A 24,727-nucleotide genomic window follows, 5' to 3' on the forward strand; every position below is an offset into this window, starting at 1 on the left:
GGGGTTCAGCCTGTCGCGGGGCTCAGCCTGCCGCGCCGTCCAGCCCGGCGGCCGTGGCGGCCACCTCCTCAAGCAGGAACAGGCTGCGCAGGTCGAGGCCCGCTTCCTCCATCGCCTCGGCTCCCCCCTCCTGGCGATCGACGATCGCCACCACCCGCTCCACGGCGTAGCCCGCCTCCTGCAGCTGGGCCACGGCCTTGAGGGCCGAGCCGCCGGTGGTGACCACGTCCTCCAGGACCGTGATCCGGCTACCGGCCGGCGGCAGGGGGCCTTCGAGCCAGGCGCCGGTGCCATGGCCCTTGGCCTCCTTGCGCACGATCAGTGCATCGAGGTCGCGGCCGGCCAGGGCGGCCTGCAGGGCCACCGCGCTCACCAGGGGATCGGCCCCCAGGGTGAGCCCCGCCACCGCGGCGGCCTCGTCCTCCACCAACTCCAGCATCAGGCGGCCCAGCAGGGCCAGGCCGATGCCGCTCAGGCTCACCGGCTTGCAGTTGACGTAGTGCGGGCTGCGGCGGCCCGAGGCCAGGGTGAAGTCACCCAGCCGGTAGGCCCGCTCCGCCAGCAGGGCGAGCAGGGCGGAACGCTGTTGGCTGGGGCTGGAGGGCAGGGAGACCATGGACGTTGGGGGAACGGCGTTGGAGGAGCGCGTCGCAGATGTGGCCGGTGCGGCGGGCCATGGATGGGCGAGAGCGTCAGAGGTCGCTAACCTGCGCACATATCGCCCCGAGGCTGGGCCCGTAGACCCCATGACAGCACCGATCCTGGCAGTGCCTTCCCCCCTCGCCGCCCGCCTCACTCACCGCCTCACAGCCCGCCTCGCTGCCGGCGTCACGGCCCTGCTCCCGTTCGCCGTCCTGGCCCCCGCCCTGGCCGGCCCTGTCCTCTGCACCACCACCCTCGAAGCCCCCATCCCCGGCTCGGCCGGCACGGGGCCGGTGGAGGTCACCCGCTGCGGCGTGACGCGCTCCGCCCCCGAGCTGATGGAGCAGCGCTTCTACAGCTTCTCGGCGCCCTTCGCCCAGGGCGTCAACCTGCTGCACCAGATCACCGATCCCCTCGGTCTCTCGATCCCCGGCCGCGATGGCGGCAGGATCGTCGCCTTCGGTTTCCCCGACCAGAACATCATCTGGGACGGCACCGCCATCGAGAACACCGCCTCGGTGATGCTGACCGATCAGAGCGGTCTGATGCCCCAGCGCACCGCCGACATCACCAACGGCTTCAGCACCAGCCTCGGCTCAGGGCCCGCCACCCCCACCTACGTCCGGACGCCGGCCGCCACCACCTGGACCCCGCCGATCCGGGGCCTCTGGTGACGCCTCTGCCCAGCCGGTGGCCCGTCCCCCGGGGGTCTAGCAATCTGGTGAATGCAGCGAACTCATAATTCGCCTTAGGCGAGTTCGATCCTCGCGACCCCCATCTGCCTCACTCGCCCCACATCCGCAGCAGGTTGGCGTAGCTGCGGCTGAGCAGATCGAAGATCTCGTCCTTGCCCTGCGCCTGGAAGAGGGCGCGTCGGGCGGTGTCGAGCTCGAACAGCAGTTCGCGCTGATCGCTGCGGCGCACCCTGCTCTGGATCCAGCCCACGGCCACCAGCCGTTCACCCCGCGTCACCGGCTCCACCCGATGCAGCAGGGAGCTCGGATACACCAGGGCATGGCCGGCGGGCAGGCGCAGGGCGTTCTCACCGCCCGGATCCTCCAGCACCACGGCGCCACCGTCGTACTGGTCGGGTTCGCTCAGGAACAGGGTGAAGGAGAGGTCGGAGCGGCCGCCGGCCATGAAGGCATTGTCGACGTGTCGGCCATAGCCCTCGCCGACGCCGCAGCGGCTGAAACGCAGATTGTGCAGCCGCACCGGCTGGGCCGCCGCCTGCAGCAGCGGATGCTGGAGCAGGCGGTCGCTGAGGGCGGAGGCGAGGGTCTGGTGCAGGGAGGACCCCGGGTCCAGCTGGCGGTTGCGCTTCACGTCCCGGGCATGCCATCCGGCCGTTTCGGCCCCGTCCCGCCAGGGGACGTCCTCCGCCAGCAGCGCCTGCCGCAGCTCGTCGACCTGGCCGGCACTCAGCAGGGGTTCGAGACGGAACTGCATTCTTCGGCTGTCCGCTGCGCCACAATTCTCCCCCCACCCCACCACGGTGCATGCCATGGCCCGATCCAGCATCGCCCTGTTCCTGGTCACCACCGGACTGATCACGGCCACCATGGGCTGCGCCCAGGCCCCCGAATCGAAGGACCAGGAGGGCGGCGAAAATGGCATCAGCGCCCCGGCCGCGGAACGGCCGGCCCCCGGGGCGCCGGATGGGGCCGGCAAGGACGGCGACAAGGACGGCGACAAGGGCGGCGACGGGGACGGTGGCGAGGGCGGTGAGGGCGGCGAGGGCTGAGCCGGGCTGCGGGGCCTAACCTTCAGCCACGACACCCCACCGATGCGCTTTCTGGTTCTGGCGATCCTGTTGGCCCTGCTGGCCTTCTTCGCTGCCGGGGAGCTTGCGTTGATCCGTCTGCGGCCCAGCCGCGTCCAGCAGCTCGAGGAGGCGGAGGAGCCAGGAGCCCGTTCCGTGGCCCGGCTCCAGCACCGGATGCGCAGCGTCCTGGTGGCCACCCAGCTGGGCCTGGTGCTGGCGCTGCTGGCCATGGGCTGGCTGGCCCGGGGCCTGGCGGAGCAGGTGGCCGGCTGGATGGGCCGGGGCGAGCAGGCCTGGATCGACGCCGGGGTCTTCCTGTTGCTGGCCCTGCTGGCCACCCTCCTGGGCGGCCTGGTGCCCAAGGCCTGGGTGCTGCACCGTCCTGAGGGCTCGGCCCTGCGGCTGGCGCCGCTGCTGGAGTCGCTCACCCGCACCCTGTCGCCGCTGCTTCTGGTGATCGAGCGCTTCAGCGGCGGCCTGCTGCGGCTGCTGGGCCTGCCGCGCAACTGGGATGAGCTGGTGCCGGTGCTGTCGGCAGGTGAGCTGGAGACGCTCATCGAGAGCGGCAGCGTCACCGGCCTGATGCCCGACGAGCGCAGCATCCTCGAGGGGGTGTTCTCCCTGAGGGACACACTGGTGCGCGAGGTGATGATGCCGCGCTCCGGCATGGTCACCCTGCCGCTGGATGTCACCTTCGCCCAGATGATGGAAGCGGTGCATGCCAGCCAGCACGCCCGCTTCCCGGTGATCGGCAACTCCCTCGACGACGTGCGCGGCATGCTCGATCTGCGGCGGCTGGCCGAGCCGATCGCCCGGGGCCTGCTGCGCCCCGACACGGCCCTGGCCCCCTGGATCCTGCCGGTGGCCCAGGTGCAGGAAAGCGCCTCCCTGGCCGATCTTCTGCCGCTGATCCGCAGCGGCCAGCCCCTGCTGGTGGTGGCGGATGAACACGGCGGCACCGAGGGGCTGGTCACCGTGGCCGACCTCACCGGCGAGATCGTCGGCGAGGACGAGAACCCCCTGGAGACGGCCCAGGACCTGCTGCCCCTCGTCGACGGCAGCTGGTCGGCGGCGGGGGACCTGGAGATCGTCGAGCTCAACCGCCAGCTGGGCCTGCAGCTGCCCGAGGCGGACGGCCACCACACCCTGGCCGGCTTCGTGCTGGAACGGCTCCAGCACATCCCTTCCCCCGGGGAGGGTCTCCGCTGGCAGGGCGTCCGCATCGACGTTCTCACCATGGACGGCCCCCGCATCGAGCGGGTTCAGATCACCCTCGCCAGCACGGACGGAACCTGATCATCGATAATGCGGCCACCTGCTCTGCCCCTGCCATGAACCCAGTGCGCGTGGGTGTCATCGGCATCGGCAACATGGGCTGGCACCACGCCCGGGTGCTGAGCCTGCTCCGCGACGCCGAACTGGTGGGTGTCGCCGACCCCGACGAGGCCCGCGGCCGGCTGGCGGTGGAGCAGTTCGACTGCCGCTGGTTCCCCGCCTACGAGGACCTGCTCGGCGAGGTGGAGGCCGTCTGCATCGCCGTTCCCACCCTGCTGCACCACCGGGTCGGCATGGCCTGCCTGCAGGCGGGGGTGCACGTCCTGATCGAGAAGCCGATCGCCGCCACCCAGGAGGAGGCCGCCGACCTGATCGGCGCCGCCGAGGCGGCCGGACGCCTGCTGCAGGTGGGCCACATCGAGCGCTTCAACCCCGCCTTCCGGGAGCTGCTGCGGGTGGTGGCCAACGAGGAGGTGGTGGTGCTCGAGGCTCGGCGCCACAGCCCCAACGCCGACCGGGCCAACGACGTGTCGGTGGTGCTCGATCTGATGATCCACGACATCGATCTGGTGCTCGAACTGGCCGCTTCCCCGGTGGTGCGGCTGGCGGCGGCCGGTGGCCGCAGCTCCGATGGCCCGATCGACTACGTCAACGCCACCCTGGGGTTCGCCAACGGCGTGGTGGCCAGCCTCACGGCCAGCAAGATGGCCCACCGCAAGATCCGCAGCCTCAGTGCCCACTGCCGCAGCAGCCTGATGGAGACGGATTTCCTCAACCGCAATCTGCGCATCCACCGGCGCTCCCATGAATCGGTCAGCGCCGACCACGGCGAGCTGCTCTACCGGAACGACGGCTTCATCGAAGAGGTGAGCACCACCTCGATCGAACCCCTCTACGCCGAACTCGAGCACTTCCTCCAGTGCGTGCGCGGCCGGGAGACCCCGGCCGTGGATGGTCTGCAGGCCTCCCGGGCCCTGCAGCTGGCCGACCTGATCGAGCAGTGCGTCGAGCAGCCCAACCTCTGCATGGCCCTGGAGGCCCCGATCTAGACACCCGCCGCCGGGATCATCGCGGCAGGGGCCGCGTCCCTGTCGGCCAGCTCCTGCAGGGCCAACAACTGCCAGCGGCGGCAGTCGGCGGGGGAGGAGCGGTAGAAGAGATCCCAGGCTTCCGCCTTGTGGCGGCCGTAGGCCTCGCTCGGCACCTCGGGATGGCGCTGCTGCCAGCCCACCCGCACGGCGTGGCCGATCACCACGTCCAGGGCCAGGTCGTCGTCGAACTGGACCTGGGGGTTGGCGGCCACGAAGGCCATCAGGGTGAGCAGGGTCTCGATGCAGAGCCGGCGGTACTCCGGCGCTTCGATCTTGCTCAGCAGGTGCTCCACCAGGATCGCGAAGTTCTTTTCCCCCGGCGTCTTCTCGCGCAGCAGGGGGGCGCTCTCCAGGCGATTGCGCCGCTCCAGCTTGTCGCCGATCACCAGGCCCCGGCAGTGGTGCAGCAGGTCCCAGATGCCGGGATAGAAGTCTTTCGGCACCCGTTGCAGCGCCCCGAGCCGCATGCGGTGCTGCAGCCAGCTGCCGTCCTTGGGCAGTTCCGCCAGGGGGTCGGGCACCTCCCAGCGCACCCGCCCGCGCAGGTGCAGCTGCTCCTTGCGCTGCAGGGAGGCCCGGGCGTGCTCCACGTCCGCCAGCACGGCCCGCAGGCGGCGGCGGATGGCATGGGGCGGCAGGCCGCAGAGGGCCTCGAAGGCCTCGCTGGGGCTGAGGTTGGCCTCCGCCGCCAGCTCGCCGGTGAGCAGCAGCAGGAACTGCCCCAGCTGCAGGGTGAGGCTGCCGCTGAGCAGATCCACGTCGGAGCGGGCCAGGGCGTCGATGGCCAGCAGCAGCTCCTGCTGCAGCATCCATTCCCGGCCGTCCTCACCGCTGAAGCGGCGCACCATCGCCGCGATCGCCAGGCTGCCCTCCGGATGGCCGAGCAGCGAATCGCGGGTGTAGTTGCGGCCCACCACCACCTGCTTCTGGCGCAGCAGCAGGTCGGTGAGGGCATCCTCCAGCTGGGGGTGCACCAGGCCCATGGCGCCGGCGGCCCGGCGCACCACGCTCCAGTCGGCGTCGGCGAGGCCGCGGCGGTAGACCTCCTCCAGCAGCACCATCAGCCGCACCCCAGGGCCGCTGCGGGGTCCCTGCAGGCGGGCATTGGGGCCGAGCCGGCGGCTCAGCAGCTCCAGCACCTCGGCCTGCTCCTCCAGGGAGCGGCTGGCCCAGAGCCTGTCCACCAGATGGGCCAGCGGCACGTCCTCCAGCTCCTGCTCCTGGCGGGCGGTGAGGGGCTGGTGGCTGGCGCTGGGCGGCAGCAGGGTGTGGCCGTCCGGCACCAGATCGCAGGCCGCCAGCGCCTGGGGGGGCAGGTCGATCAGGCTGGCCAGCGGCACCAGCTCCTCCAGCGACACCAGCCGCACCGGCACCGAGCCCAGCTGGCCCTGCTGCAGATCGCGGCCGAGGTTCAGGAAGGCGTCGGGGTCGCGGCGGAAGGGGCCGGCGGCGACCGGCACGAGCAGCAGCGGGGCGCCGGAACCCCGCCAGTGGCGCTGCAGCACCCGCACCTCGGTGGCCACCGTGTCCACCAGCACCTGGGCATCGTCGGCCAGGTAGAAGGTGTCCTCCTCCAGCACCGCCGGCAGGAAGCCGATCAGCTCGCCGTCGTGGCGGTAGAGGCGGGCGGTGGCCTGGGTCTCCATGCGCACCGGCGGGTGGCCCGAGAGGCCCAGGCGGCCGTTGGCGCCCACCGTCGCCAGGCGCCGGGCCAGCTCGCGGGAACTGGCCACCCGCAGGGGGGACGTCCCGTCCGAGGGCCGCCGCACCGGCAGGCCTGCCTCCGCCAGGGCCGCGGCGATGCTGTCGTTGGCCGGAGCCAGGGCCACCAGCACCTCCTCGGCCCCCGGGGGGCACGGGTGGCGGCGCCCGCAGGGGTCGAGATCCTCGGCGGTGATCAGGCCGTGCAGCAGCAGATCCGACAGCCAGGTGAGGCTCTGGGTCCAGAGCAGGGGCACGTTCTCGTTGGGGACGCGGGTCTGGCTGCCGGGCTGGCGGCGCTCGGCCTCGATCAGCCGCTCCGGCACCAGATAGAGCTCCGGCAGCAGGGCCTCCCCGTCGACCGACACGCTCAGCTCCTCCAGCTGCCGCCGCCACAGGCGGGCTTCCTCCCAGCGGCCCTCACAGCAGGCGGTGATCAGCTCGTAGGCCAGGAACAGGGGCCACTCGCATTCGATGTGCTCGAACTGGGCCAGCTCCTCCCGTTCGTAGTGGAGCCGGGTCACGTCCTCCAGCATCGTCTGGTGGCCGTCGCGCCGGAAGCGCTTGTAGCCGTAGGACCCGGCCAGCTCGCTGCGGATCTTCTCCCGGGTGCGCTCCACCAGCGCCGGATCTTCCACGGCCCAGGCGGGGTAGCCGATCACCGACAGGCAGGCGCTGTCGGCCTCCTTGCTGGCCGACTCCCTCGGCAGCAGGCCGCGCAGGGCACGCCGCAGCCGGACGATGGCGTCATGGGGAATGGTCAGGCAGCTGCTGCCGTCGCCCTGGGGGCCGTAGAGGTCCAGACCCACGAGGGTCTCGAGGGCGGCCTTCACCATGCCGATCGAGCTGGCGTTGCGCTCCGGCTGGCCGTGGTTGCCCTTGTCGCCCCGCTCCCAGATGCCGTAGTCGGCCACCCGGTAGGCCCGGGCCACGTAGTAGACGAGGTTCTGGAGGAAGTCGCGCTCGTGGCTGGTCTGCACGATCACCAGGCCCGAGCGGGTGAGCTGGGCGAGCTGCAGCAGGAACAGGGCCGTGGCGTCGAGCTGCAGGTGGCCCCAGCCGTCGTCGGCCACCACCGGATCCCCCGTGGCGGTGTCGAACTTGGCGTGGATGGCGTCGAGGCGCTCGAGGCTGGTCTTGAAGCGTTCCACCTTCGCCGACTGGCGCATCATCGAGCGCATCAGCCCCCGCATCAGCTGCAGCACCCGCTGCTCCAGCTCGAAGCTGCGGCGGCAGGGTCCCTGCAGCCGACGGTGGGCCAGGGCCAGCCCCCAGACGCACTGGATGGAGTAGACGCAGTCCCGCACCCAGGCATCGCCGTAGTTGCCGTGCACGGTGCTGGCGGTGCTGGCGGGCAGCAGACCCGTGATCGGATGCTGGCGCCGCAGGACGACATGCTCGATGCCGCGGTCGAGCCGTTCGAGGAGCTCTCTGGCCTCCGCCTCGCCGGTGGAAGGGGCGGGCGGATCGATCACGCCCCTGTCGCCGTTGCTCGCCGTGCTCATCATGGTCGCGTCAGGACGGGGCGTGCCGGTGGTGGCGGCCGTGGAACCAGGCCATAGATTCTCCCCGCCGTCGTTCCTTCCCATGGCAGCCCTCGCGACCACGCCGGTCCGTGCCCGCGTCCTGGGCATCCCTGTGAATGTAAGCAACGACGTCTTCCGGGATGCCGTGGCCCTGCACGCGGCCGGCGGTGGCCAGATCGTCACCCTCAATGCGGAGATGACGATGGCGGCCCGGGCGGATCCCGCCCTGGGGGCGGCGATCGAGGCGGCCCGGATGGTCATCCCCGATGGGGCCGGCGTGGTCTGGGCCCTGGGCCGCCAGTCGTACCGGGTGCGCCGGGCTCCGGGCATCGAGCTGGCCCGCCGCCTGCTCGACCATGCGGCCGCCAGCGGCTGGCGGGTGGCCCTGGTGGGGGCGAGTCCGGCGGTGATGGATCAGCTGCGCGATCGCCTCGCCCACGACCTGCCGGGGCTGAAGCTCGTCTTCAGCGTCCACGGCTACCAGAGCGCGGACGCCTGGCCCGGGCTCGAGCGCCAGCTGCTCCAGTGCCGCCCCGATCTGGTGCTGGTGGCCCTGGGGGTGCCGCGCCAGGAGACCTGGATCCAGGAGCTGCCCGGACCCCGCAGCGGCCTCTGGATGGGGGTGGGCGGCAGTTTCGACATCTGGGCTGGCGCCAAGAAACGCGCCCCCGCCTGGATGGGGGCCCTGCACATCGAGTGGCTCTACCGGCTGATCAAGGAGCCCAGCCGCTGGCGGCGCATGCTCTCGCTGCCGGCCTTCGCCTGGGCTGTTCTCCGGGAACGCCGCTGAACGGTGGTGCTCAGTGAACGCCGCTGATCAGCGGAAGCCCACGGAGGCCTGCCAGACGAAGGCCAGCAGCAGGAAGAACAGGGGAATGATCGGCAGGATGTCCACCAGGGGGCCGAAGGCCTGGTAAGCCTCGGGCAGCTGGGCGAGGGTATGGGGCGCGTAGCTGGCCAGCAGGGAGAGAGCCATGCCTGGGGGAGAACCGTTGCAATGGCCGGAACCTACCACGTGTGGGCGGCCGGGGAGTCGGGCTCCCAGGGAGCGAAATCCTCTGCAAAACATCCCTCGCCGATGGCCTGGGCCATGGCGGTCGTGAAGCGCAGCAGGGTGGTGAGGTTGTGGAGGCTCAGCAGGGTGCGGCCCAGCAGTTCGTCGCTGCGGAACAGGTGGTGCAGGTAGCTGCGGCTGTGGTGCCGGCAGGCCAGGCAACTGCAGCTGGGGTCGAGGGGGCCGTGGTCGTGGCGGAAGCGGGCATTGCGCAGGTTCCAGCGCTCGCCCCCCACCAGGGCGGTGCCGTGCCGGCCCAGCCGGGTGGGCAGCACGCAGTCGAACAGGTCGAAGCCGTTGGCGACCGCGATCGCCATCTCCCGCAGGCTGCCCACCCCCATCAGGTAGTGGGGACGCTCCTGGGGCAGCAGGGGACCCACCTGGCGCACCACCCGGTGCATCTCCTCGACGGGCTCGCCCACGCTCACGCCCCCGACGGCGATGCCGGGCAGGTCCATCGCGGCCACCACCCGGGCCGAGGCCTCGCGCAGATGGGGGAAGCAGCCCCCCTGCACGATCCCGAACAGGGCCTGGTCGCCGCCGCCGTGGCAGGCGACGCAGCGCTGCAGCCAGCGGTGGGTGCGCCGGCAGGCCTCGGCCACCGCCGCTTCGCTGGCGGGATAGGGCGGGCATTGGTCGAAGGCCATGGCCACATCGGCCCCCAGGGCCCGCTGGATGGCCATGGAACGCTCGGGGGTCAGGTCGATCCGCGAGCCGTCCCGGGGGGAGCGGAACACCACGCCGTTGTCGTCGATCCGGTTGATGGCGTCGAGGCTGAACACCTGGAAGCCGCCCGAGTCGGTCAGCAGGGGGCCGTCCCAGCCCATGAAGCGATGCAGCCCGCCGGCCTCGGCCACCACCGGCTCCCCCGGCTGCAGATGCAGATGGAAGGTGTTGGCCAGGACCATCTGGGCCCCGGTCTCCCGCAGCTGGGGGGTGCTGACGCCCTTGACGGTGGCGGCGGTGCCCACCGGCATGAACCGGGGCGTGTGGACGGGCCCGTGGGGGGTGGTGAAGCAGCCGCAGCGGGCCCGGGTCCGCGGGCAGCGGGCGGTGATCGTGAAGTCGAAGGCGATGACGCCGCAGCGGCTCAGCGCTGACGCTAGGCGCCGCTGCTGCGACGCTACCCGGGGTTCCCGCCGCCACCTCCATCCCCACCGCCCTGCCCATGCCCCGCCTGAGCGCTCCACCGTGGCTGCGGGATCTGGCCGGGGCCTGGATCTTCTATTCGGTGCTGCCGGCCTGGCCGGCGCCGGCGCCCCGGTTCGAGCGGATCGCCCGCTTCGCCCCCTGGATCGGTGCCGTTCTCGGTGTGCTGCAGGGGCTGCTCTGGTGGGCCCTGGAGGGGCGGGTGCCGCTGGTGGCCCAGGTGGCGCTGGTGCTGGCGCTCGGGATGTGGCTGAGCGGCGGCCTGCACATGGACGGCGTGATGGACAGCGCCGATGGCCTGGCGGCGGGGGACCGCTGCCTGGAGGCGATGGCCGACAGCCGGGTGGGGGCGAGCGGCGTGCAGGCCCTGGTGCTGGTGCTGCTGCTGCGGGCCGGGGCCCTGGCGATGCTGGGGCCGGCGGCGCCGGTGGCGCTGGTCTGGGCCGCGGTCTGCGGCCGGGTGGCGCCCCTGCCCGCCATGGCCTGGTTCCCTTACCTGCGGCCCGGCGGCAGCGCCGCCTTCCATCGTGTCCACGGGGCCGGCCTGGCGGTGGAACTGCGGCCTGCCCTGCTGCTGCTGGCGCCCCTGCTGCTGCTGCCCTGGCCGGGCCTGACCAGCTGGCCCGTGCCCGTCGGAGCGCTGGCCCTGCTGCCGGCCCTGCTGGTTCCGGTGGTCCTGGGCCGCCGTCTCGGCGGCCACAGCGGTGACAGCTACGGCGCCTGCGTGGAGTGGAGCGAATCGCTGGGCCTGCTGCTCATCGCCGCGGTGCTGACGGCCTGGGCAGGCTGAGCTGGAAGGCGTTGCCCTGCGCCGGAAGGGCCTCGGCCACGGTCCGGGGCGGCACCACGAGCGCCAGCTCGCCGCCCAGGCTGCGGGCCAGATCACGGCCGAGGGCCAGGCCCAGGCCGGTGCCGGGCAGCTCCTGGCCCCGGGTTCCCCGCACCCCCCGCCCGAAGATCGCTTCCCGCTCGGCGGTGTCGATGGCCGGCCCGCCGTCCCAGACCGTGAGGTGGAGCCCGCCGTCGTCGGTGGCCCAGTGCAGTCCCACGGCGGCACCCTGGGCGCTGTAGCGGAAGGCGTTCTCCAGCAGGTTGGCCAGGATCTCCGCCACTGATCCGCTGTCGCCGCTCCAGTCCGGCAGGGTCCGGGGGCCGTGCCACTCCCGCCCCTGCAGGGTCGCGGTGGCGGCCGCCCGTTGCAGCAGTGGTTCCAGCAGCCCGGCCAGGGGCTGGCCCTCGGGTCCGCTCAGCAGGGGCGGCAGCAGCAGGGGCTGGGGGGAGGCGGGGGCGGCGAGCCGCCCTTCCGGGTGGACCAGGGCGCTGATGGCCTCCACATAACGGTTGATCTGGCGTTCCTCCGCCAGCAGGCCCTGCACCAGGGAGCGGTCGTTGTGGTCGGGGCCGAGGCGCCGCAGCAGCAGCTGCCCGAAGGTGCGCAGGGCCGTGAGCGGGTTGCGCAGCTGGTGCAGCAGCAGTCCCAGCTGCTCCTCACGCTCGGTGAGCCGCTGTCGCAGCTCGCCGCCCTCCAGATCCAGCCGCAGGGCTTCGGTGAGGGCCAGGGCCACGGCCTGAAGCCGCTGGGCGAGCGGCTCCGGCCAGGGGTTGCGGGCGGCCTCCACCTGAAGGGCACCGAGCAGGCGCTGGCCGTCCCGCAGGGGCAGCCAGCGCCGCTGCTCCGCCGGCACCCGCAGCCGGCTGACGCTGTCCACCGCCGGCAGGGCCCGCTCGTCGGGGGGCCAGTGGCCGACCGGCAGCAGGCTGGGCTGGCCCGTTTCCCCCTGATGGGTGACGTAGACCACCAGGGACCGGACCTCAGGGCAGTCGACGAACTGGCCCAGCTGGAACCCCACCAGGGCCAGAAACCGTTGCGAGACAGGCATCACCAGCCGCGGACCGGATCCGTCCGGGGAATTTTCGGGAGAGGCGTGTCGAAACGCAAAAAAAGTTTTAAGATCTTGGTAACGACCACTACTTCGCAGTCCTCGGACGGGCGGAAAGTTGCAGTCGTAACGGCCAGCGTTGCGCTTTGCTCGCAACCAAGGCTACAGCAGAGGCAGCTGCGCACCGCCTCTGTACCGGCCATGACCTCCTCCGGGAGCCGGCCGGCGTTACCGACGGTGATCCTCTCCGACCAGCCCCAGGTCGACAGTCGTATGGACGTGGACCCGCCACCTCTGGGTGGTCGGTCCTCCCTGCCGTTCGTCGCCGGCTCCGGCCGCTATCGCACGTCTGCAGCCCCCCCCAAACTCCACCTTTCGGTCTCCCTTCACCGGGATCCATGCCATGTCCAAGAAGCGCAAGCGGATCAGTCGCCGTCGTCTCGCAGGCCAGCGGGTCCTCGCCCATGTCCCGACCTTCAACCTCGAAACCGGCTCCCATAAACCGGTGACGGCAGCCCGCCGCTACATCGCCGAAACGGAGCTGACGGCTCCGGCGATCCTCAACGTGCGCCGCAACGAGCACACCACCGACCGCTTCTTCTGGGGGGAGAAGGGCCTGTTCAGCGCCCAGTACGCCGAAGAGAACCACTTCCTGTTCCCGTCCCTGCGGCTGATCGTCGACAGCATTGGCGAAGAGGTGCTCTTCGAGGGCCTCGAAGCCCTCGCCTCCGACGACTGGGAGGAGATGGAGGAGTACGAGTACGCCTTCGTCTGATTCCGGCTCCGCCGCTCCTGGTCAGCGTCCTTTCCAGCCCCTGACCAGGAACTCCCGCACCGGGCCGATCAACTCGGGATCGATGCTGTGGCCGCCTGGGAAGGCGATCCGCCGCACCGACCCACCGGCTTCCGCGAGCGATCGTTCCAACGCCGCACTGGCCGCAAAGGGCACCACCGGATCCTGCTCCCCATGGGTGAGCAGGATCTCCGTGCGCGGCGTCCGGGGCTGCCAGTCGGGGTGGGGGTAGCCGCTGCAGGCCACCAGTCCCGCGAGGGGCAGGGGGTCGGTGGCGTCCGGACCGCAGCCCGTGGCCACATCGATGGCCATGGCCGCCCCCTGGGAGAAGCCCAGCAGGCAGGTGTGCTCGAGCGGCACCGAGGCGCCCAGGGCCAGCAGCCGGCGCCGCAGCGCCCGGCGGGCTTCGGGCAGCTGGGGCCACTCGGGCTGCTGCAGGTCGTACCACTGGCGGCCCATCCCGGCCGGATGGGGCAGGGGCGCCCGCAGGGCGACCACGCTCAGGCCGATGGCGGCGGGATCGGTGTCCAGGAGCACCGCCCCCAGATCCAGCAGGTCATCGGCGTCGGCCCCCCAGCCGTGCAGCAGCACCAGCCGACTTTCGGCCTGGCGCGGTCCGGCGAACAGGGCGGTGGCGTCGTCTTCGATCGGCGGCACTTCGGCGAGGGGATCCGTGGGCACGGTGGCGTTCGGCTGTTGCTGCGTAGGTTGGCTCCTCCTCCGCCCATTCCGCCGTCATGGCTGCCACGGCCCTTCTGAGTGTGTCCGACAAGCGGGGCCTGGTGCCGCTGGCGGAGGGGCTGCTGGCTCAGGGCTACGCGCTGCTCTCCAGCGGCGGCACCGCCGCGGCCCTGGCCGCCGCCGGCCTGCCGGTCACGAAGGTGGCGGAGCACACCGGTGCTCCCGAGATCCTCGGCGGCCGGGTCAAGACCCTCCATCCCCGCATCCACGGCGGCATCCTGGCCCGCCGGGACGATCCCGCCCACCGCGCCGACCTGGAGGCCCAGGGGATCACCACCATCGATGTGGTGGTGGTCAACCTCTACCCCTTCCGCGCCACCGTGGCCGACCCCGCCGTGAGCTGGGAAACGGCCATCGAGACCATCGACATCGGTGGCCCCGCGATGGTGCGCGCCGCCGCCAAGAACCACGCCGACGTGGCGGTGCTCACCGATCCCGACCAGTACCCGGCCTTCCTGGAGGCCCTGGCGGCCGGCCAGGTCGACGGGAGCCTGCGGCGCCGGCTCGCCCTGGCGGCCTTCGCCCACACCGCCGCCTACGACGCCGCCATCGCCAGCTGGATCGATGGCCGCCTCGCCGATGAACCGGGCCAACCCCTGCGGCTGGAGCTGCCCCTGCGGCAGGTGCTCCGTTACGGCGAGAACCCCCATCAGGGCGCCCGCTGGTTCGGCGAGGCCGGCGTGGGCTGGGGGGCGGCCCGCCAGCTCCAGGGCAAGGAACTCAGCTACAACAACCTGATCGACCTGGAGGCGGCCCTCACCACGGTGGCGGCCTTCGGCTACGGCCCCGGCGCCGAGCCGGCGGCGGTGGTGATCAAGCACACCAACCCCTGCGGCGTCGCCATCGGCGCCGACACCGCCGAGGCCCTGCTTCGGGCCCTGGATGCCGACCGGGTCTCCGCCTTCGGGGGCATCGTCGCCCTCAACGGGCCGGTGGACCTGGCGGCTGCCGAGCTCCTGGCGGGGCTGTTCCTGGAATGCGTCGTGGCGCCGTCCTTCTCCGAGGAGGCCCGCCAGCGGCTGGCGGCGAAGGCCAACCTGCGCTTGCTGGAGCTCGACCCCAGTGCCGTGGCGGGGGCCGCCGGAGCCCTGCAGCTGCGCAGCGTGCTCGGAGGGGTGCTGGCCCAGCAGGCGGACGACGGCCCCGCCGATCCCGACGCCTGGCAGGTGGTGAGCGAGCGCCAGCCCAGCGCGGAGGAATGGCGGGATCTGCGCTTCGCCTGGCAGGTGGTGCGCCATGTGCGCTCCAACGCCATCCTGGTGGCCCGCGATGGCCGCACGCTCGGGGTCGGGGCGGGCCAGATGAACCGGGTGGGCTCGGCCCGGCTGGCCCTCGAGGCGGCCGGCGCCGCCGCCCGGGGGGCCGTGCTGGCCAGCGACGGCTTCTTCCCCTTCGACGACACGGTGCTGCTGGCGGCGGAGCACGGCATCCGGGCGGTGATTCAGCCCGGTGGCAGCAAGCGCGACCCGGATTCGATCGCCGCCTGCAACGCCAACGACATGGTGATGGTGGTCACCGGCCGTCGTCACTTTCTGCACTGAGGGCACGGAGAAGTTGTAACTTCGGTGCACTCGCAGCCGGCCGCCCTGGCCCGGTGGAGTTCCAACGCGTCATGTTCGCTGCCCTTCCCGCTTCGTTCGCCTTCGCCCTCAACTTCGCCCACCCCCTGCTGATGTGGGTGCTGCTGGGCCTCGCGGCCTACGCGATGTTCCTGGGCATCAAGGCCAAGAAGACCCGCACGGCCACGGCCGAGGATCGCAAGGAGCTCATCAAGGGGCAATTCGCCAAACGCCATTACCTCATGGGAAGCCTTGTGCTGGCCGTCCTCGTGCTCGGCTTCGTCGGTGGCATGGCCGTCACCTACATCAACAACGGCAAGTTGTTCGTCGGTCCCCACCTGCTGGTGGCTCTGGCGATGGTGTCCCTGATCGCCCTGGCGGCGGCCCTCTCGCCGCTGATGCAGGCCGGCAACCTGATCGCCCGCAAGGTGCACGTGGGCCTCAACATGACCCTGATGACCCTGTTCCTCTGGCAGGCCGTCACCGGCATGCAGATCGTCAACAAGATCCTCACCGCCCCCGCCCCCTGAGCACCGCTCCCTGAGCCCCCGCCCCCTCAGCAAGCACCGCCTCCTGAGGGAGGTTCTTCAGAACTGGGCCCGGCGCCGCGGCGGGCAGGGGATCCCGTGGCTGGCGTGAAAATCCTCCTGGACCTTCCAGGTGAGCCTGCGGGAGATCTGCCGCACGATCTGACGCAGCAGGTGGTCGCCGCTGCTCTGGACCAGATGTTCCGGCAGCAGGGAGAGCATGCCGGGCAGCCGCAGCCACACGGCGAGGTCGAGCTGCCAGCGCACCAGGGTGTGGAGCATCACCCCATCCACCTCCTCGTGGGACACCTCGGAGCCGCTGGCCTCGTCGAGGCACAGGGAGGCCGCGAATTCGACGTCGTAGAGCCCCCGCAGGGCCGCGTCGGAGTGGGGCAGGGGCACGGTGACGATGCGGTAGATCCCGGCGGCCTGGGGCAGCAGTTCCAGGCCGATGGTGGGCTCCACCTCGAAGCCGAAGTTGCCGAAGCGGCCCAGGGTCAGCACATACCCCTGGCTGCCGATGGGCTCCACCGTCATCGGAGCGGCGCAGCGACGGAACCAGCCTTCGTGGCGGTCGAGGTAGGAGCCCACCACGGCGGCCGGCGCCCGCATCTCCATCAGATCGGCGAAGGTGCTGGCGTAGCGGCGGATGGCAGGGTCCTGCCTGTCGCGCAGGGGCTCGCTCGCGGAGGTCCCGGTGTCGTCGGGATCCTGGTGCAGGGAGGAGCCTGCCGCCATCGTGGTCTGGGGCGTGCGGTGGGTCAGAGGGGAACGGCCAGAAAGGACGGGGGTTCTGATCTCCCGGGCGGCCCTGGAGGGAGGAAAACCTTTCGTGAATGTAAAGCCACCGGGTGGTGGTTCACTCCTCGCTGAGACCCACCAGGCGCTCGATCACGTCCTCCACAACCCGGTCGGGGGTGGAGGCGCCGGAGGTGATGCCCACCCGCACCGGCCCCTCCGGCAGGAAGGGCTCCAGGGTCTCCAGCTCGCCCCCCAGGGGCTTGTGCTCGATGCGGTTGCCCGGTCCGATCCGCTCGGGGGTGTCGATGTGGAAGGAGCGGATGCCGCGGCTGACGGCGATCTCCTGCAGGTGGGTGGTGTTGGAGGAGTTGTAGCCGCCGATCACCACCATCAGGTCGAGGGGCTCGTCCACCAGGGCGAACATGGCGTCCTGACGCTCCTGGGTGGCGTCGCAGATGGTGTTGAAGGCCAGGAAGTGCTCGTCGAGCTCGGCGGGGCCGTAGCGCTGCAGCATGGTGCGCTCGAACAGGCGGCCGATCTCCTCGGTCTCGCTCTTGAGCATGGTGGTCTGGTTGGCGACGCCGACCCGCACCAGGTCCCGGTCGGGATCGAAGCCGGGGGAGCAGGCATTGGCGAAATGGCTCATGAAGGCCTCGCGATCGGTGGCCCCCTGGCCCCGCTCGAGGATGAAGTCGCTCACCATGCGGGCCTCGGCCAGGTCGAGGACCACCAGGTAGGTGCCGGCGAAGGAACTCGTGGCCAGGGTCTCCTCGTGCTTCACCTTGCCGTGGATGATCGAGGTGAAGGCGTGCTTCTTGTGCTTCTCGACGGTGTTCCACACCTTCGAGACCCAGGGACAGGTGGTGTCGACGATGTGGCAGCCCCGTTCATTGAGCAGCTGCATCTCCTGCACCGTGGCGCCGAAGGCCGGCAGGATCACCACGTCCCCGGTGCCCACCTCGGAGAAGTCCTTGACGTCGTCGTCGACCGGGATGAAGCGGACGTCCATCTGGCGCAGATGGGCGTTGACCGAGGGGTTGTGGATGATCTCGTTGGTGATCCAGATCCGCTCGCTGGGGTAGTGGCGGCGGGTTTCGTAGGCCATCGCCACCGCCCGCTCCACCCCCCAGCAGAAGCCGAAGGCCTCCGCCAGGCGGATCTTGAGGCGCCCGCGCTGCAGGACGTGGCCGTTCTCCCGCAGGCTGGCGATCAGGTTGCTCTGGTAGGCCTGCTCCAGGCTGCCCGCGACCTCCTCGCCCAGGCCGAAGCCGCGGCGGTTGTAGCGATCCGAGTGGTGCAGGGAGCGCTTGAAGGCACGGGTGTCCACAGGCAGGTACCGGGTTGTGCCGACTCTATGGGGGTCGGCGGTGGGACGGGCGAAAAAAAACCGCGGCCGGAGCCGCGGTCGGTTCAGGGAACGGACGTCAGGGCCTCAGTTGGTGGACGCCACGAAGTCGGGATAGGCCTCCATGCCGTGCTCGCCGATGTCGAGACCCTGGACCTCTTCATGCTCCTCGACGCGGATGCCGCCGGAGACGGCACTGAGGATGCTCCAGACGATCCAGGAGGTGACGATCGTGAAGATGGAGAAGACGAAGGATCCCAGGATCTGGATGCCGAGCTGGCTGAAGCCACCGCCGAGCAGCAGACCCTTGTCGGCGTTGAACAGGCCCACCGCCAGGGTGCCCCAGATGCCGCCGATGCCGTGGACCGAGAAGGCACCCACGGGATCGTCGATGCCGATCGAGTCGACGAAGCTGACGGCGTAGACGACGATGGCGCCGCCGATGAAGCCGACGACCCAGGCGGCCCACATCGGGAAGCCGTCGCAGCCGGCGGTCACGGCCACCAGACCGGCCAGGATGCCGTTGATGGTCATCGTGAGGTCGGGCTTGCCGGAGTGGATCTGGGAGAACAGGGTGCCGGCGATGCCGCCGCCGGCGGCGCCCAGGGTGGTGGTGACGGCCACGTAGGGGACCAGCTCGTTCATCGCCAGGACGGAGCCGGGGTTGAAGCCGTACCAGCCGAGCCAGAGGATCAGGCAGCCGAGGGTGGCGATGGCCAGGTTGTGGCCGGGGATGGCCTGGGGCTTGCCGTCGATGTACTTGCCGATGCGGGGGCCGAGGATCATGGCGCCCACCAGGCCGGCCCAGGCGCCGACGGTGTGGACCACGGTGGATCCGGCGAAATCGATGAAGCCGAGTTTGTTGAGCCAGCCTTCACCGACGTTCCACTGCCAGGAGCCGGCGATCGGGTAAAGGATGCCAACCAGGACCAGGGAGAAGATGACGAACTCGTTGAACTTGATGCGCTCGGCCACCAGGCCGGAGACGATCGTGGCGGCGGTGCCGGCGAAGGCCACCTGGAAGAGGAAGTCGACGCTGGGGACGAGCTTGCCTTCGGTCACCATTTCAGCGGTGACGGTGGGGTCGAAGAAGAAGCCGCCGAACTTGAAGAAGCCGGGGATCACCCACGAGGCGTTGTACATGATCTTGTAGCCGATGAACCAGTACGCCGTGGCCGCCAGGGCGAAGACGATCAGGTTCTTGGCCAGGATGTTGACGGCGTTCTTCTGGCGGCAGAGCCCGGCTTCCACCATGGCGAAGCCGGCGTTCATGAAGATCACCAGGAAGGCCGCGATCGACAACCAGAGGTTGTTGATCAGGAAGGCGGGGGTGAGCTCGGGCAGGTCGGCCGCGTGGGCGGAGAGGTTGAACAGGCCCAGGATGAACAGGGCCAGTGGCACGCAGGCGAACCAGGTGAGGCTGGTGCGGGAGGACAGACCACGAACCTTGCGCATTAACAGCCCCGGTGCCTCAAGCAGGCTGGCTTCGCTGAGGCTTCTCGGCGGTCGAACCTTGTGCGGGTGACTTGAATCGATCATGGATCGTGGTTGAAGAGAACGTTCGTCTTCTGACGCCGGGGTAGGCATCAACAAGCTCCGACTATCCATGACAGGCATCCGTTCCAATGTCTGATTCGCTACCAAATGAATCCGAGGGCACCACCCCGCCCGCCCGGGCGGCGGTCGGCCCCCGTCCTGAAGAGATGCAAAGAGTTTCCAGAAATGTTCAGCATGGACAGTGCTGAGGCGCTAGACATGCATCAGGGAAGTCTTCCTGGCCTCCCCATCTCCGCCTTTGTCCCCATGGCCCGTTCCGCCCTCTGCTATCGCGGTCTCTCCTACGACCACTCCCACGACGCGCCTCCCTCCCCCGCCCCGATCGACCACGTCTATCGCGGTCATCACTACGACGCGCCGCTGCGGCACGAGCCGTCCCCGGTGGATGAGGCCCTCGACCTCGTCTACCGCGGCACCCACTACCACCATCACCACGCCTGATCGGCCAGGCCCAGCCACGTCACGGACGCCGCCTCGAAGCTGTAGCGGCAGGGGAGCATCTCCACCCCTGCCGCCGCAGCGGCCCTGAACAGTTCCCCGTAGCGGGGGTCGGCGCTGTCCCCGGGCGCGAAGCGCGTCACGTCGCCGCGGCTCAGGCAAGGCACCAGCACCGCCCGGGCCCCTGGCACCAGGGCCGTGAGCTCCACCAGGTGCTTCTGGCCCCGTTCGGTGACCGTGTCAGGGAACAGGGCCAGATCGCCGTCGCTCCAGGTCGTGTTCTTCACCTCCAGGTAGATCGGCCGGGGATCGGCGGCGCCTTCGGCGGGTGTCAGCAGCAGGTCGATCCGGCTGCGGCGCCCCTCGCCGTAGGGCACCTCGGCGCGGATGCTGCCGATGGGGCCCAGCCACGGCTCCAGACAACCCGCCTCGATCGTGGCCCGCACCAGCCGGTTGGGCAGGGCCGTGTTGACCCCCACCCAGACCGGCCCCCCGCCATGGCCGCCCACCTGCGCCTGCTCCCAGGTCCAGGCCAGCTTGCGGCTGGGTGAGGGGTCGTGGCGCAGGCGCACCCGCCCGCCCGGCAGCAGCACCCCGGTCATCGGCCCGGTGTTGGGGCAGTGGGCCGTCACCGTCCGGCCATCGTCCAGCTGCACGTCGGCCAGGAAGCGCTTGTAGCGCTTCAGCAGCACCCCCTCCTCCAGCGGGCCGGTGGACAGCACGGGCACGGCAACGGTCGCTGGGGCCATGGGGTCGGCTGCCCGAGGGGGGAGGGCCATACTGCCGTGCGTTCCGATGGGCAGTGCCCCGCCGCCATGGCCCGATCCCTGCGCCGGATTGCCCTGATCGTGGGGGTGGCCACGGCCCTCAGCAAGGTGGCCGGTCTGCTGCGCCAGCAGGTGATCGCCGCCGCCTTCGGCGTGGGCGCGGCCTACGACGCCTACAACTACGCCTACGTGCTGCCGGGGTTCCTGCTGATCCTGCTCGGCGGCATCAACGGGCCCTTCCACAGCGCCATGGTGAGCGTCCTGGCCCGGCGGCCGCGCCACGAGGGCGCCCATGTGCTGGCCAGCATCAACACCCTGGTGGGGGCGGGACTGATCGTCGTCACCCTGCTGCTCCTGGTGGCCGCGGACCCGCTCATCAATCTGGTGGGCCCCGGCCTTGACGCTGAGCGCCACGCCCTCGCCGTGCTGCAGCTGCGCTGGATGGCGCCGATGGCCCTGTTCGCCGGCCTGATCGGTCTCGGTTTCGGCGCCCTCAACGCCGCCGACGTGTTCTGGCTGCCCTCGGTGAGCCCGCTGCTCTCCAGCGTCGCCGTCATCGGCGGCATCGGCCTGCTCTGGTGGCAGCTGGGCAGCACCATCACCCTGCCCGCCACGGCGGTGATCGGTGGGGTGGTGCTGGCCGCCAGCACCACGTTGGGGGCGATCCTGCAGTGGCTGATCCAGCTGCCGGCCCTGGCCAAGGAGGGCCTCAACCGGCTGCAGCTGGTGTGGGACTGGCGCGATCCGGGCGTTCAGGAGGTGCTGCAGGTGATGGGGCCGGCCACCCTCTCCTCCGGCATGCTGCAGATCAACGTCTTCGTGTCGCTGTTCTTCGCCTCGGGGATGCCGGCGGCGGCGGCGGGCCTGGGCTACGCCAACCTGCTGGTGCAGACGCCCCTGGGCCTGCTGTCCAATGTCCTGCTGGTGCCGCTGCTGCCCGTCTATGCCCGGCTGACGGCGCCGGAGGACCGGCCCGAGCTGGTCACGCGCATCCGCCAGGGCCTGATGCTCTCCAACGCCACCATGCTGCCCCTGGGGGCACTGATGGTGGCCCTGGCCGTGCCGATCGTGGCCCTGATCTATCAGCGCGGCGCCTTCGATCACAGCGCCGCCGACCTGGTGGGCCAGCTGCTGATGGCCTACGGGATCGGCATGCCGGCCTACCTGGGCCGGGACGTGCTGGTGCGCGTCTTCTATGCCCTTGGCGACGGCAACACCCCCTTCCGCTGGTCCCTGGCCGGCATCGGCCTCAATGCGGTGTTCTGCTGGGCCTTCACCGGTGGCCCCACCCCGGCCTGGGGCCTCCAGCTGCCCATGCTCAACGCCGGCGCCGCCGGCCTGGTGCTGGCCACCGTGGCGGTGAACCTGATCACCTGCGCCGGTCTGCTGCTGGCCCTGAGCCGCCGGCTGGGGGGCCTGCCCCTGCGGCTCTGGGCCGCCGACAGCGGCAAGCTGCTGCTGGCCGCCCTGGTCGGTGGGGGGGCCTGCTGGTGGTTGTCGCTGGCGGTGGCCTGGCCCCCGGGCCTGGGGGGGCTGCTGCTCCAGAACACGATCTGCGCCGCCCTGGCGGTGGGCCTCTACGGACTGCTGGCGAGCCTCGCCGGCGTGCCCGAGGCGGGTCAGCTGCTGCGGATGGTGCGCCGCCGGGCCTAGGGGAGCCGCACCTGGCGCTCCTCTCTCACCTGCACGGGAATCTCCAGATGGGAGCGGCCGATCATCTGGGGGCCGTCGATGGAGAAGATGCGGGCCTCGATGCCGAAGTCCCGGAAGGCACTCTCCAGTTCCTGGATCAGGGCCTTCTCCACCTGGGCCTCCGCATCGACCACCTTGCCGATCAGACGCCCGCCGAGTCGGCCGATGCGCTGGCGGACCACGTCACGGGCATTGGTGACTTCGATGACCAGCACGACCAGCCTGCGTGGGGCGTCACCCTATCCGTAGAACGGCCTTCCGGCCGCAGCCGTCAGCAAAAGGGTTGCAGCACGTCTTCGAGATCACGCAGCTGGCCGGCGGGCACCAGCCGGGCCAGGGGCAGGCGCGTCGCCCCGCCGCCGATCGGCACCTGCACCGCCTCCAGGGCCTGGCGGGCGCAGACCTCGGCGCCCTGGTCGAGCCGGGCGGCGCATTCGATCGCCAGGATCTGGGCTAGGCCCGCATCCCCCAGATACAGGTGCCAGCCGGCCACCTGCACGTACAGCCGGTCGGCGATCGCCCGGGTCAGTTCCTCGAGATCGGCGGCGGCAAGCGTCATGGCTGGGGTTCGGGGCGTTGCAGCACCACCACGCTGCCATGGACCAGCAGCAGGACGCCCCAGCCGATCGTCAGCCAGGCCAGGTGGGACCAGGGGTGGCGCAGGCCCTGGACGAACCAGAGGCCGCTGTTGACGGCGGCGAACAGGGCGGCATGGAGCGTGAGGTTCACGATCCGCTCGAAGTGCCGATAGGTGGGATCGTCGGGATCGGCGGGGCCGTACCAGCGGATCGGCATGGGGGGAAGACCGCCGCAGGCGGTGGTTGGGCTCTGATGCGGACCCTATCCGGCCGGGGGCGGTGGGGCGTTGTTGACGGATCGGCACCCCGTGGGGTGAGAATGTCGGGGTAGGCGCTTGTAGCTCAGCGGATTAGAGCATCTGACTACGGATCAGAGGGTCGGGAGTTCGAATCTCTCCAGGCGCGTTTCTTCCCACACCGCCCTTCGGGGCGGTTTTTTTCTGGCTACGCCTTCGCAGGGCCACCGGTGTCCAGCCCCCGGCCCATCCGAGCCCGGTCAGGCCAGCGGCGTTTGCCTACGATCGGTTTCACACTGAGTAGCCCCATGGCGGACCGAGCGGATCACGGCCCCACGCAGCCTGCAGCCTCCATCGACAGCCCCCTGGCCAGCGGCGATCCGGCCATCGCCGCCCTGATCGAGAAGGAGCTGCGGCGTCAGCAGACCCACCTTGAGCTGATCGCCAGCGAGAACTTCGCCTCCCGGGCGGTGATGGAGGCCCAGGGCTCGGTGCTCACCAACAAGTACGCCGAGGGCCTGCCCCACAAGCGCTACTACGGCGGCTGCGAGCACGTCGACATCATCGAGGACCTGGCCATCGCGCGGGCCAAGCAGCTGTTCGGCGCGGCCTGGGCCAACGTCCAGCCCCACAGCGGCGCCCAGGCCAACTTCGCCGTGTTCCTGGCGCTGCTGCAGCCCGGCGACACGATCCTGGGGATGGATCTCTCCCACGGCGGCCACCTCACCCACGGCTCGCCGGTGAACGTGTCCGGCAAGTGGTTCAAGGCCGTCCACTACGGCGTCGACCCCGAGACCCACCAGCTCAACTTCGACACCATTCGCCAGCTCGCCCTTGAGCACCGGCCCAAGCTGATCATCTGCGGCTATTCCGCCTACCCCCGCACGATCGACTTCGCCGCCTTCCGGGCCATCGCCGACGAGGTGGGGGCCTACCTGCTGGCCGACATGGCCCACATCGCCGGCCTGGTGGCCTCCGGGGTGCACCCCAGCCCGGTGCCCCACTGCCACGTGGTCACCACCACCACCCACAAGACCCTGCGGGGCCCCCGGGGTGGCCTGATCCTCTGCAACGACGAGACCTTCGGCCGCCAGTTCGACAAGGCCGTCTTCCCCGGCTCCCAGGGCGGGCCGCTGGAGCACGTGATCGCCGCCAAGGCCGTGGCCTTCGGCGAAGCCCTGCAGCCCAGCTTCCGCACCTACAGCCAGCAGGTGGTGCGCAATGCCCAGGCCCTGGCCGAGCGGATCCAGGAGCGGGGCATCGCCGTCGTCTCAGGCGGCACCGACAACCACCTGGTGCTGCTCGACCTGCGCTCCATCGGCCTGACCGGCAAGGTGGCCGACCGCCTGGTGAGCGACGTCAACATCACCGCCAACAAGAACACGGTGCCCTTCGATCCGGAGTCGCCGTTCGTCACCAGCGGCCTGCGCCTGGGCAGCGCCGCCCTCACCACCCGCGGTTTCGATGCCGAGGCCTTCCGTGAGGTGGCCGATGTGATCGCCGACCGCCTGCTGCACCCGGACGACGCCGCCGTGGAGCTCCGCTGCCGTGAGCGGGTGGCCTCCCTCTGCGGCCGCTTCCCCCTCTATGGACGCCAACGTGAGCTCCAGCACGCCTGACGGCCCCGTTCGCCCGTAACGTGTCGCCTTCAGGACCGCACTCTTCCGGCC

At 70.8% G+C, this 24,727-nt stretch carries 26 protein-coding genes and 2 tRNA genes; 14 read left to right on the forward strand and 14 right to left on the reverse strand.

The genetic code is table 11. The features are described from left to right. Positions 1-22 precede the first annotated feature (22 nt). Positions 23-616, reverse strand: coding sequence for an orotate phosphoribosyltransferase (gene pyrE / locus KUG38_RS07815; RefSeq protein WP_190611208.1), 594 nt, complete (start codon positions 614-616; stop codon positions 23-25). Positions 617-746: 130 nt separating this feature from the next. Here pyrE and KUG38_RS07820 point away from each other — a divergent pair, with 130 nt between their 5' ends. Both KUG38_RS07820 and KUG38_RS07825 read left to right on the forward strand, forming a co-directional pair. Further along, positions 747-1,316 carry an Occludin/ELL family protein gene (locus KUG38_RS07820; RefSeq protein WP_216920436.1) on the forward strand — a complete coding sequence of 190 codons (570 nt, stop codon included), beginning with the start codon at positions 747-749 and terminating at the stop codon, positions 1,314-1,316. Between the two features lie 30 nt (positions 1,317-1,346). Then, positions 1,347-1,419: transfer RNA gene (locus KUG38_RS07825), tRNA-Ile, on the forward strand. A 6-nt stretch (positions 1,420-1,425) separates the two neighbouring features. Here KUG38_RS07825 and KUG38_RS07830 read toward each other — a convergent pair. Next, a complete protein-coding gene (locus KUG38_RS07830; protein WP_216920438.1) occupies positions 1,426-2,091 on the reverse strand; it encodes a Fe2+-dependent dioxygenase in 666 nt (221 codons plus the stop codon). 55 nt (positions 2,092-2,146) lie between these two features. Here KUG38_RS07830 and KUG38_RS07835 point away from each other — a divergent pair, with 55 nt between their 5' ends. From KUG38_RS07835 to KUG38_RS07845, 3 genes are read left to right on the forward strand one after another with little or no spacing between them, the layout of a single operon-like run. Beyond that, entirely contained in the window at positions 2,147-2,386 is a 240-nt protein-coding gene (locus tag KUG38_RS07835) for a hypothetical protein (protein ID WP_216920440.1), read from the forward strand. A gap of 42 nt (positions 2,387-2,428) precedes the next feature. Further along, a complete protein-coding gene (locus KUG38_RS07840; protein ID WP_216920442.1) occupies positions 2,429-3,703 on the forward strand; it encodes a hemolysin family protein in 1,275 nt (424 codons plus the stop codon). 35 nt (positions 3,704-3,738) lie between these two features. Then, positions 3,739-4,731: a Gfo/Idh/MocA family protein gene (locus KUG38_RS07845; protein ID WP_094584398.1), complete on the forward strand. Its 993-nt coding sequence runs from the start codon at positions 3,739-3,741 to the stop codon at positions 4,729-4,731. Here the strand turns inward: KUG38_RS07845 and KUG38_RS07850 are convergent. Further along, the gene (locus tag KUG38_RS07850) at positions 4,728-7,982 is read right to left on the reverse strand and encodes a glycoside hydrolase family 15 protein (RefSeq protein WP_216920444.1); all 3,255 of its coding nucleotides are present in this window, start codon (positions 7,980-7,982) and stop codon (positions 4,728-4,730) included. The genes KUG38_RS07845 and KUG38_RS07850 overlap by 4 nt on opposite strands. A 79-nt stretch (positions 7,983-8,061) precedes the next feature. On the opposite strand from KUG38_RS07850, the gene KUG38_RS07855 reads away from it, so the two are divergent. Further along, entirely contained in the window at positions 8,062-8,790 is a 729-nt protein-coding gene (locus KUG38_RS07855) for a WecB/TagA/CpsF family glycosyltransferase (protein ID WP_216920446.1), read from the forward strand. Positions 8,791-8,817: 27 nt separating this feature from the next. Here KUG38_RS07855 and KUG38_RS07860 read toward each other — a convergent pair whose 3' ends face one another. Together KUG38_RS07860 and tgt are read right to left on the reverse strand one after the other, a co-directional pair. After that, the gene (locus KUG38_RS07860; RefSeq protein WP_015109656.1) at positions 8,818-8,976 is read right to left on the reverse strand and encodes a photosystem II reaction center protein K; all 159 of its coding nucleotides are present in this window, start codon (positions 8,974-8,976) and stop codon (positions 8,818-8,820) included. 32 nt (positions 8,977-9,008) lie between these two features. Next, positions 9,009-10,130, reverse strand: a complete 1,122-nt coding sequence (gene tgt, locus KUG38_RS07865) for a tRNA guanosine(34) transglycosylase Tgt (protein WP_216920679.1) — start codon at positions 10,128-10,130, stop codon at positions 9,009-9,011. Between the two features lie 92 nt (positions 10,131-10,222). Between tgt and KUG38_RS07870 the strand changes: the two genes are divergently transcribed. Continuing rightward, a complete protein-coding gene (locus KUG38_RS07870; protein ID WP_216920448.1) occupies positions 10,223-10,993 on the forward strand; it encodes an adenosylcobinamide-GDP ribazoletransferase in 771 nt (256 codons plus the stop codon). Here the strand turns inward: KUG38_RS07870 and KUG38_RS07875 are convergent. Then, the gene (locus tag KUG38_RS07875; protein WP_216920450.1) at positions 10,959-12,083 is read right to left on the reverse strand and encodes a sensor histidine kinase; all 1,125 of its coding nucleotides are present in this window, start codon (positions 12,081-12,083) and stop codon (positions 10,959-10,961) included. The two genes, KUG38_RS07870 and KUG38_RS07875, sit on opposite strands and share 35 nt — an antisense overlap. Positions 12,084-12,486: 403 nt before the next feature. Between KUG38_RS07875 and KUG38_RS07880 the strand changes: the two genes are divergently transcribed. Continuing rightward, positions 12,487-12,858: a DUF3155 domain-containing protein gene (locus KUG38_RS07880; protein WP_015109652.1), complete on the forward strand. Its 372-nt coding sequence runs from the start codon at positions 12,487-12,489 to the stop codon at positions 12,856-12,858. Between the two features lie 21 nt (positions 12,859-12,879). Here KUG38_RS07880 and KUG38_RS07885 read toward each other — a convergent pair whose 3' ends face one another. Further along, positions 12,880-13,557: an alpha/beta hydrolase gene (locus KUG38_RS07885; RefSeq protein WP_216920452.1), complete on the reverse strand. Its 678-nt coding sequence runs from the start codon at positions 13,555-13,557 to the stop codon at positions 12,880-12,882. A 56-nt stretch (positions 13,558-13,613) separates the two neighbouring features. Here KUG38_RS07885 and purH point away from each other — a divergent pair, with 56 nt between their 5' ends. Together purH and KUG38_RS07895 are read left to right on the forward strand one after the other, a co-directional pair. Continuing rightward, the gene (gene purH / locus KUG38_RS07890) at positions 13,614-15,158 is read left to right on the forward strand and encodes a bifunctional phosphoribosylaminoimidazolecarboxamide formyltransferase/IMP cyclohydrolase (RefSeq protein WP_216920454.1); all 1,545 of its coding nucleotides are present in this window, start codon (positions 13,614-13,616) and stop codon (positions 15,156-15,158) included. 71 nt (positions 15,159-15,229) lie between these two features. After that, positions 15,230-15,706, forward strand: coding sequence for a DUF4079 domain-containing protein (locus tag KUG38_RS07895; protein ID WP_216920455.1), 477 nt, complete (start codon positions 15,230-15,232; stop codon positions 15,704-15,706). Positions 15,707-15,763: 57 nt separating this feature from the next. On the opposite strand, the gene KUG38_RS07900 is transcribed toward KUG38_RS07895, so the two are convergent. From KUG38_RS07900 to KUG38_RS07910, 3 genes are all read right to left on the reverse strand, one after another. Next, complete coding sequence (locus KUG38_RS07900; protein ID WP_216920457.1) at positions 15,764-16,441, reverse strand: DUF1997 domain-containing protein; 678 nt, start codon at positions 16,439-16,441, stop codon at positions 15,764-15,766. A 121-nt stretch (positions 16,442-16,562) separates the two neighbouring features. Beyond that, on the reverse strand, positions 16,563-17,771 hold the full coding sequence (locus tag KUG38_RS07905) for a 4-hydroxy-3-methylbut-2-enyl diphosphate reductase (RefSeq protein WP_216920459.1): 1,209 nt from the start codon (positions 17,769-17,771) through the stop codon (positions 16,563-16,565). 105 nt (positions 17,772-17,876) lie between these two features. Then, entirely contained in the window at positions 17,877-19,328 is a 1,452-nt protein-coding gene (locus KUG38_RS07910; protein ID WP_216920461.1) for an ammonium transporter, read from the reverse strand. 264 nt (positions 19,329-19,592) lie between these two features. On the opposite strand from KUG38_RS07910, the gene KUG38_RS07915 reads away from it, so the two are divergent. Continuing rightward, entirely contained in the window at positions 19,593-19,787 is a 195-nt protein-coding gene (locus tag KUG38_RS07915; protein WP_216920462.1) for a DUF4278 domain-containing protein, read from the forward strand. Here KUG38_RS07915 and sfsA read toward each other — a convergent pair. After that, a complete protein-coding gene (sfsA, locus tag KUG38_RS07920) occupies positions 19,775-20,533 on the reverse strand; it encodes a DNA/RNA nuclease SfsA (protein WP_216920464.1) in 759 nt (252 codons plus the stop codon). The genes KUG38_RS07915 and sfsA overlap by 13 nt on opposite strands. Before the next feature lie 66 nt (positions 20,534-20,599). Between sfsA and murJ the strand changes: the two genes are divergently transcribed. Next, positions 20,600-22,204, forward strand: coding sequence for a murein biosynthesis integral membrane protein MurJ (gene murJ, locus KUG38_RS07925; RefSeq protein ID WP_216920681.1), 1,605 nt, complete (start codon positions 20,600-20,602; stop codon positions 22,202-22,204). On the opposite strand, the gene KUG38_RS07930 is transcribed toward murJ, so the two are convergent. Genes KUG38_RS07930 through KUG38_RS07940 form a run of 3 tightly spaced genes read right to left on the reverse strand, consistent with a single transcriptional unit; the run spans position 22,201 to position 23,038 of the window. Further along, entirely contained in the window at positions 22,201-22,458 is a 258-nt protein-coding gene (locus KUG38_RS07930; RefSeq protein ID WP_015109642.1) for a hypothetical protein, read from the reverse strand. The genes murJ and KUG38_RS07930 overlap by 4 nt on opposite strands. 56 nt (positions 22,459-22,514) lie before the next feature. Beyond that, complete coding sequence (locus KUG38_RS07935) at positions 22,515-22,802, reverse strand: DUF3181 family protein (RefSeq protein ID WP_015109641.1); 288 nt, start codon at positions 22,800-22,802, stop codon at positions 22,515-22,517. Next, the gene (locus KUG38_RS07940; protein WP_216920466.1) at positions 22,799-23,038 is read right to left on the reverse strand and encodes a 2TM domain-containing protein; all 240 of its coding nucleotides are present in this window, start codon (positions 23,036-23,038) and stop codon (positions 22,799-22,801) included. Before KUG38_RS07940 ends, KUG38_RS07935 begins: the two co-directional genes overlap by 4 nt. A 114-nt stretch (positions 23,039-23,152) precedes the next feature. Here KUG38_RS07940 and KUG38_RS07945 point away from each other — a divergent pair. Then, positions 23,153-23,226: transfer RNA gene (locus KUG38_RS07945), tRNA-Arg, on the forward strand. 139 nt (positions 23,227-23,365) lie between these two features. Further along, on the forward strand, positions 23,366-24,676 hold the full coding sequence (gene glyA, locus KUG38_RS07950) for a serine hydroxymethyltransferase (protein WP_094584411.1): 1,311 nt from the start codon (positions 23,366-23,368) through the stop codon (positions 24,674-24,676). Positions 24,677-24,727: the final 51 nt, after the last annotated feature.

The sequence above is a fragment of the Synechococcus sp. CCAP 1479/9 genome (genome assembly GCF_019038535.1).
Lineage (GTDB): Bacteria > Cyanobacteriota > Cyanobacteriia > PCC-6307 > Cyanobiaceae > Cyanobium.

Excerpts from the sequence above, each read along its gene's own strand:
- pyrE (WP_190611208.1), bottom strand. The coding sequence starts at position 616 with ATGGTCTCCCTGCCCTCCAGCCCCAGCCAACAGCGTTCCGCCCTGCTC.
- KUG38_RS07820 (WP_216920436.1), top strand. The coding sequence starts at position 747 with ATGACAGCACCGATCCTGGCAGTGCCTTCCCCCCTCGCCGCCCGCCTC.
- KUG38_RS07830 (WP_216920438.1), bottom strand. The coding sequence starts at position 2,091 with ATGCAGTTCCGTCTCGAACCCCTGCTGAGTGCCGGCCAGGTCGACGAG.
- KUG38_RS07835 (WP_216920440.1), top strand. The coding sequence starts at position 2,147 with ATGGCCCGATCCAGCATCGCCCTGTTCCTGGTCACCACCGGACTGATC.
- KUG38_RS07840 (WP_216920442.1), top strand. The coding sequence starts at position 2,429 with ATGCGCTTTCTGGTTCTGGCGATCCTGTTGGCCCTGCTGGCCTTCTTC.
- KUG38_RS07845 (WP_094584398.1), top strand. The coding sequence starts at position 3,739 with ATGAACCCAGTGCGCGTGGGTGTCATCGGCATCGGCAACATGGGCTGG.
- KUG38_RS07850 (WP_216920444.1), bottom strand. The coding sequence starts at position 7,982 with ATGATGAGCACGGCGAGCAACGGCGACAGGGGCGTGATCGATCCGCCC.
- KUG38_RS07855 (WP_216920446.1), top strand. The coding sequence starts at position 8,062 with ATGGCAGCCCTCGCGACCACGCCGGTCCGTGCCCGCGTCCTGGGCATC.
- KUG38_RS07860 (WP_015109656.1), bottom strand. The coding sequence starts at position 8,976 with ATGGCTCTCTCCCTGCTGGCCAGCTACGCGCCCCATACCCTCGCCCAG.
- KUG38_RS07870 (WP_216920448.1), top strand. The coding sequence starts at position 10,223 with ATGCCCCGCCTGAGCGCTCCACCGTGGCTGCGGGATCTGGCCGGGGCC.
- KUG38_RS07875 (WP_216920450.1), bottom strand. The coding sequence starts at position 12,083 with ATGCCTGTCTCGCAACGGTTTCTGGCCCTGGTGGGGTTCCAGCTGGGC.
- KUG38_RS07880 (WP_015109652.1), top strand. The coding sequence starts at position 12,487 with ATGTCCAAGAAGCGCAAGCGGATCAGTCGCCGTCGTCTCGCAGGCCAG.
- purH (WP_216920454.1), top strand. The coding sequence starts at position 13,614 with ATGGCTGCCACGGCCCTTCTGAGTGTGTCCGACAAGCGGGGCCTGGTG.
- KUG38_RS07895 (WP_216920455.1), top strand. The coding sequence starts at position 15,230 with ATGTTCGCTGCCCTTCCCGCTTCGTTCGCCTTCGCCCTCAACTTCGCC.
- KUG38_RS07900 (WP_216920457.1), bottom strand. The coding sequence starts at position 16,441 with ATGGCGGCAGGCTCCTCCCTGCACCAGGATCCCGACGACACCGGGACC.
- KUG38_RS07910 (WP_216920461.1), bottom strand. The coding sequence starts at position 19,328 with ATGATCGATTCAAGTCACCCGCACAAGGTTCGACCGCCGAGAAGCCTC.
- KUG38_RS07915 (WP_216920462.1), top strand. The coding sequence starts at position 19,593 with ATGGCCCGTTCCGCCCTCTGCTATCGCGGTCTCTCCTACGACCACTCC.
- sfsA (WP_216920464.1), bottom strand. The coding sequence starts at position 20,533 with ATGGCCCCAGCGACCGTTGCCGTGCCCGTGCTGTCCACCGGCCCGCTG.
- murJ (WP_216920681.1), top strand. The coding sequence starts at position 20,600 with ATGGCCCGATCCCTGCGCCGGATTGCCCTGATCGTGGGGGTGGCCACG.
- KUG38_RS07935 (WP_015109641.1), bottom strand. The coding sequence starts at position 22,802 with ATGACGCTTGCCGCCGCCGATCTCGAGGAACTGACCCGGGCGATCGCC.
- KUG38_RS07940 (WP_216920466.1), bottom strand. The coding sequence starts at position 23,038 with ATGCCGATCCGCTGGTACGGCCCCGCCGATCCCGACGATCCCACCTAT.
- glyA (WP_094584411.1), top strand. The coding sequence starts at position 23,366 with ATGGCGGACCGAGCGGATCACGGCCCCACGCAGCCTGCAGCCTCCATC.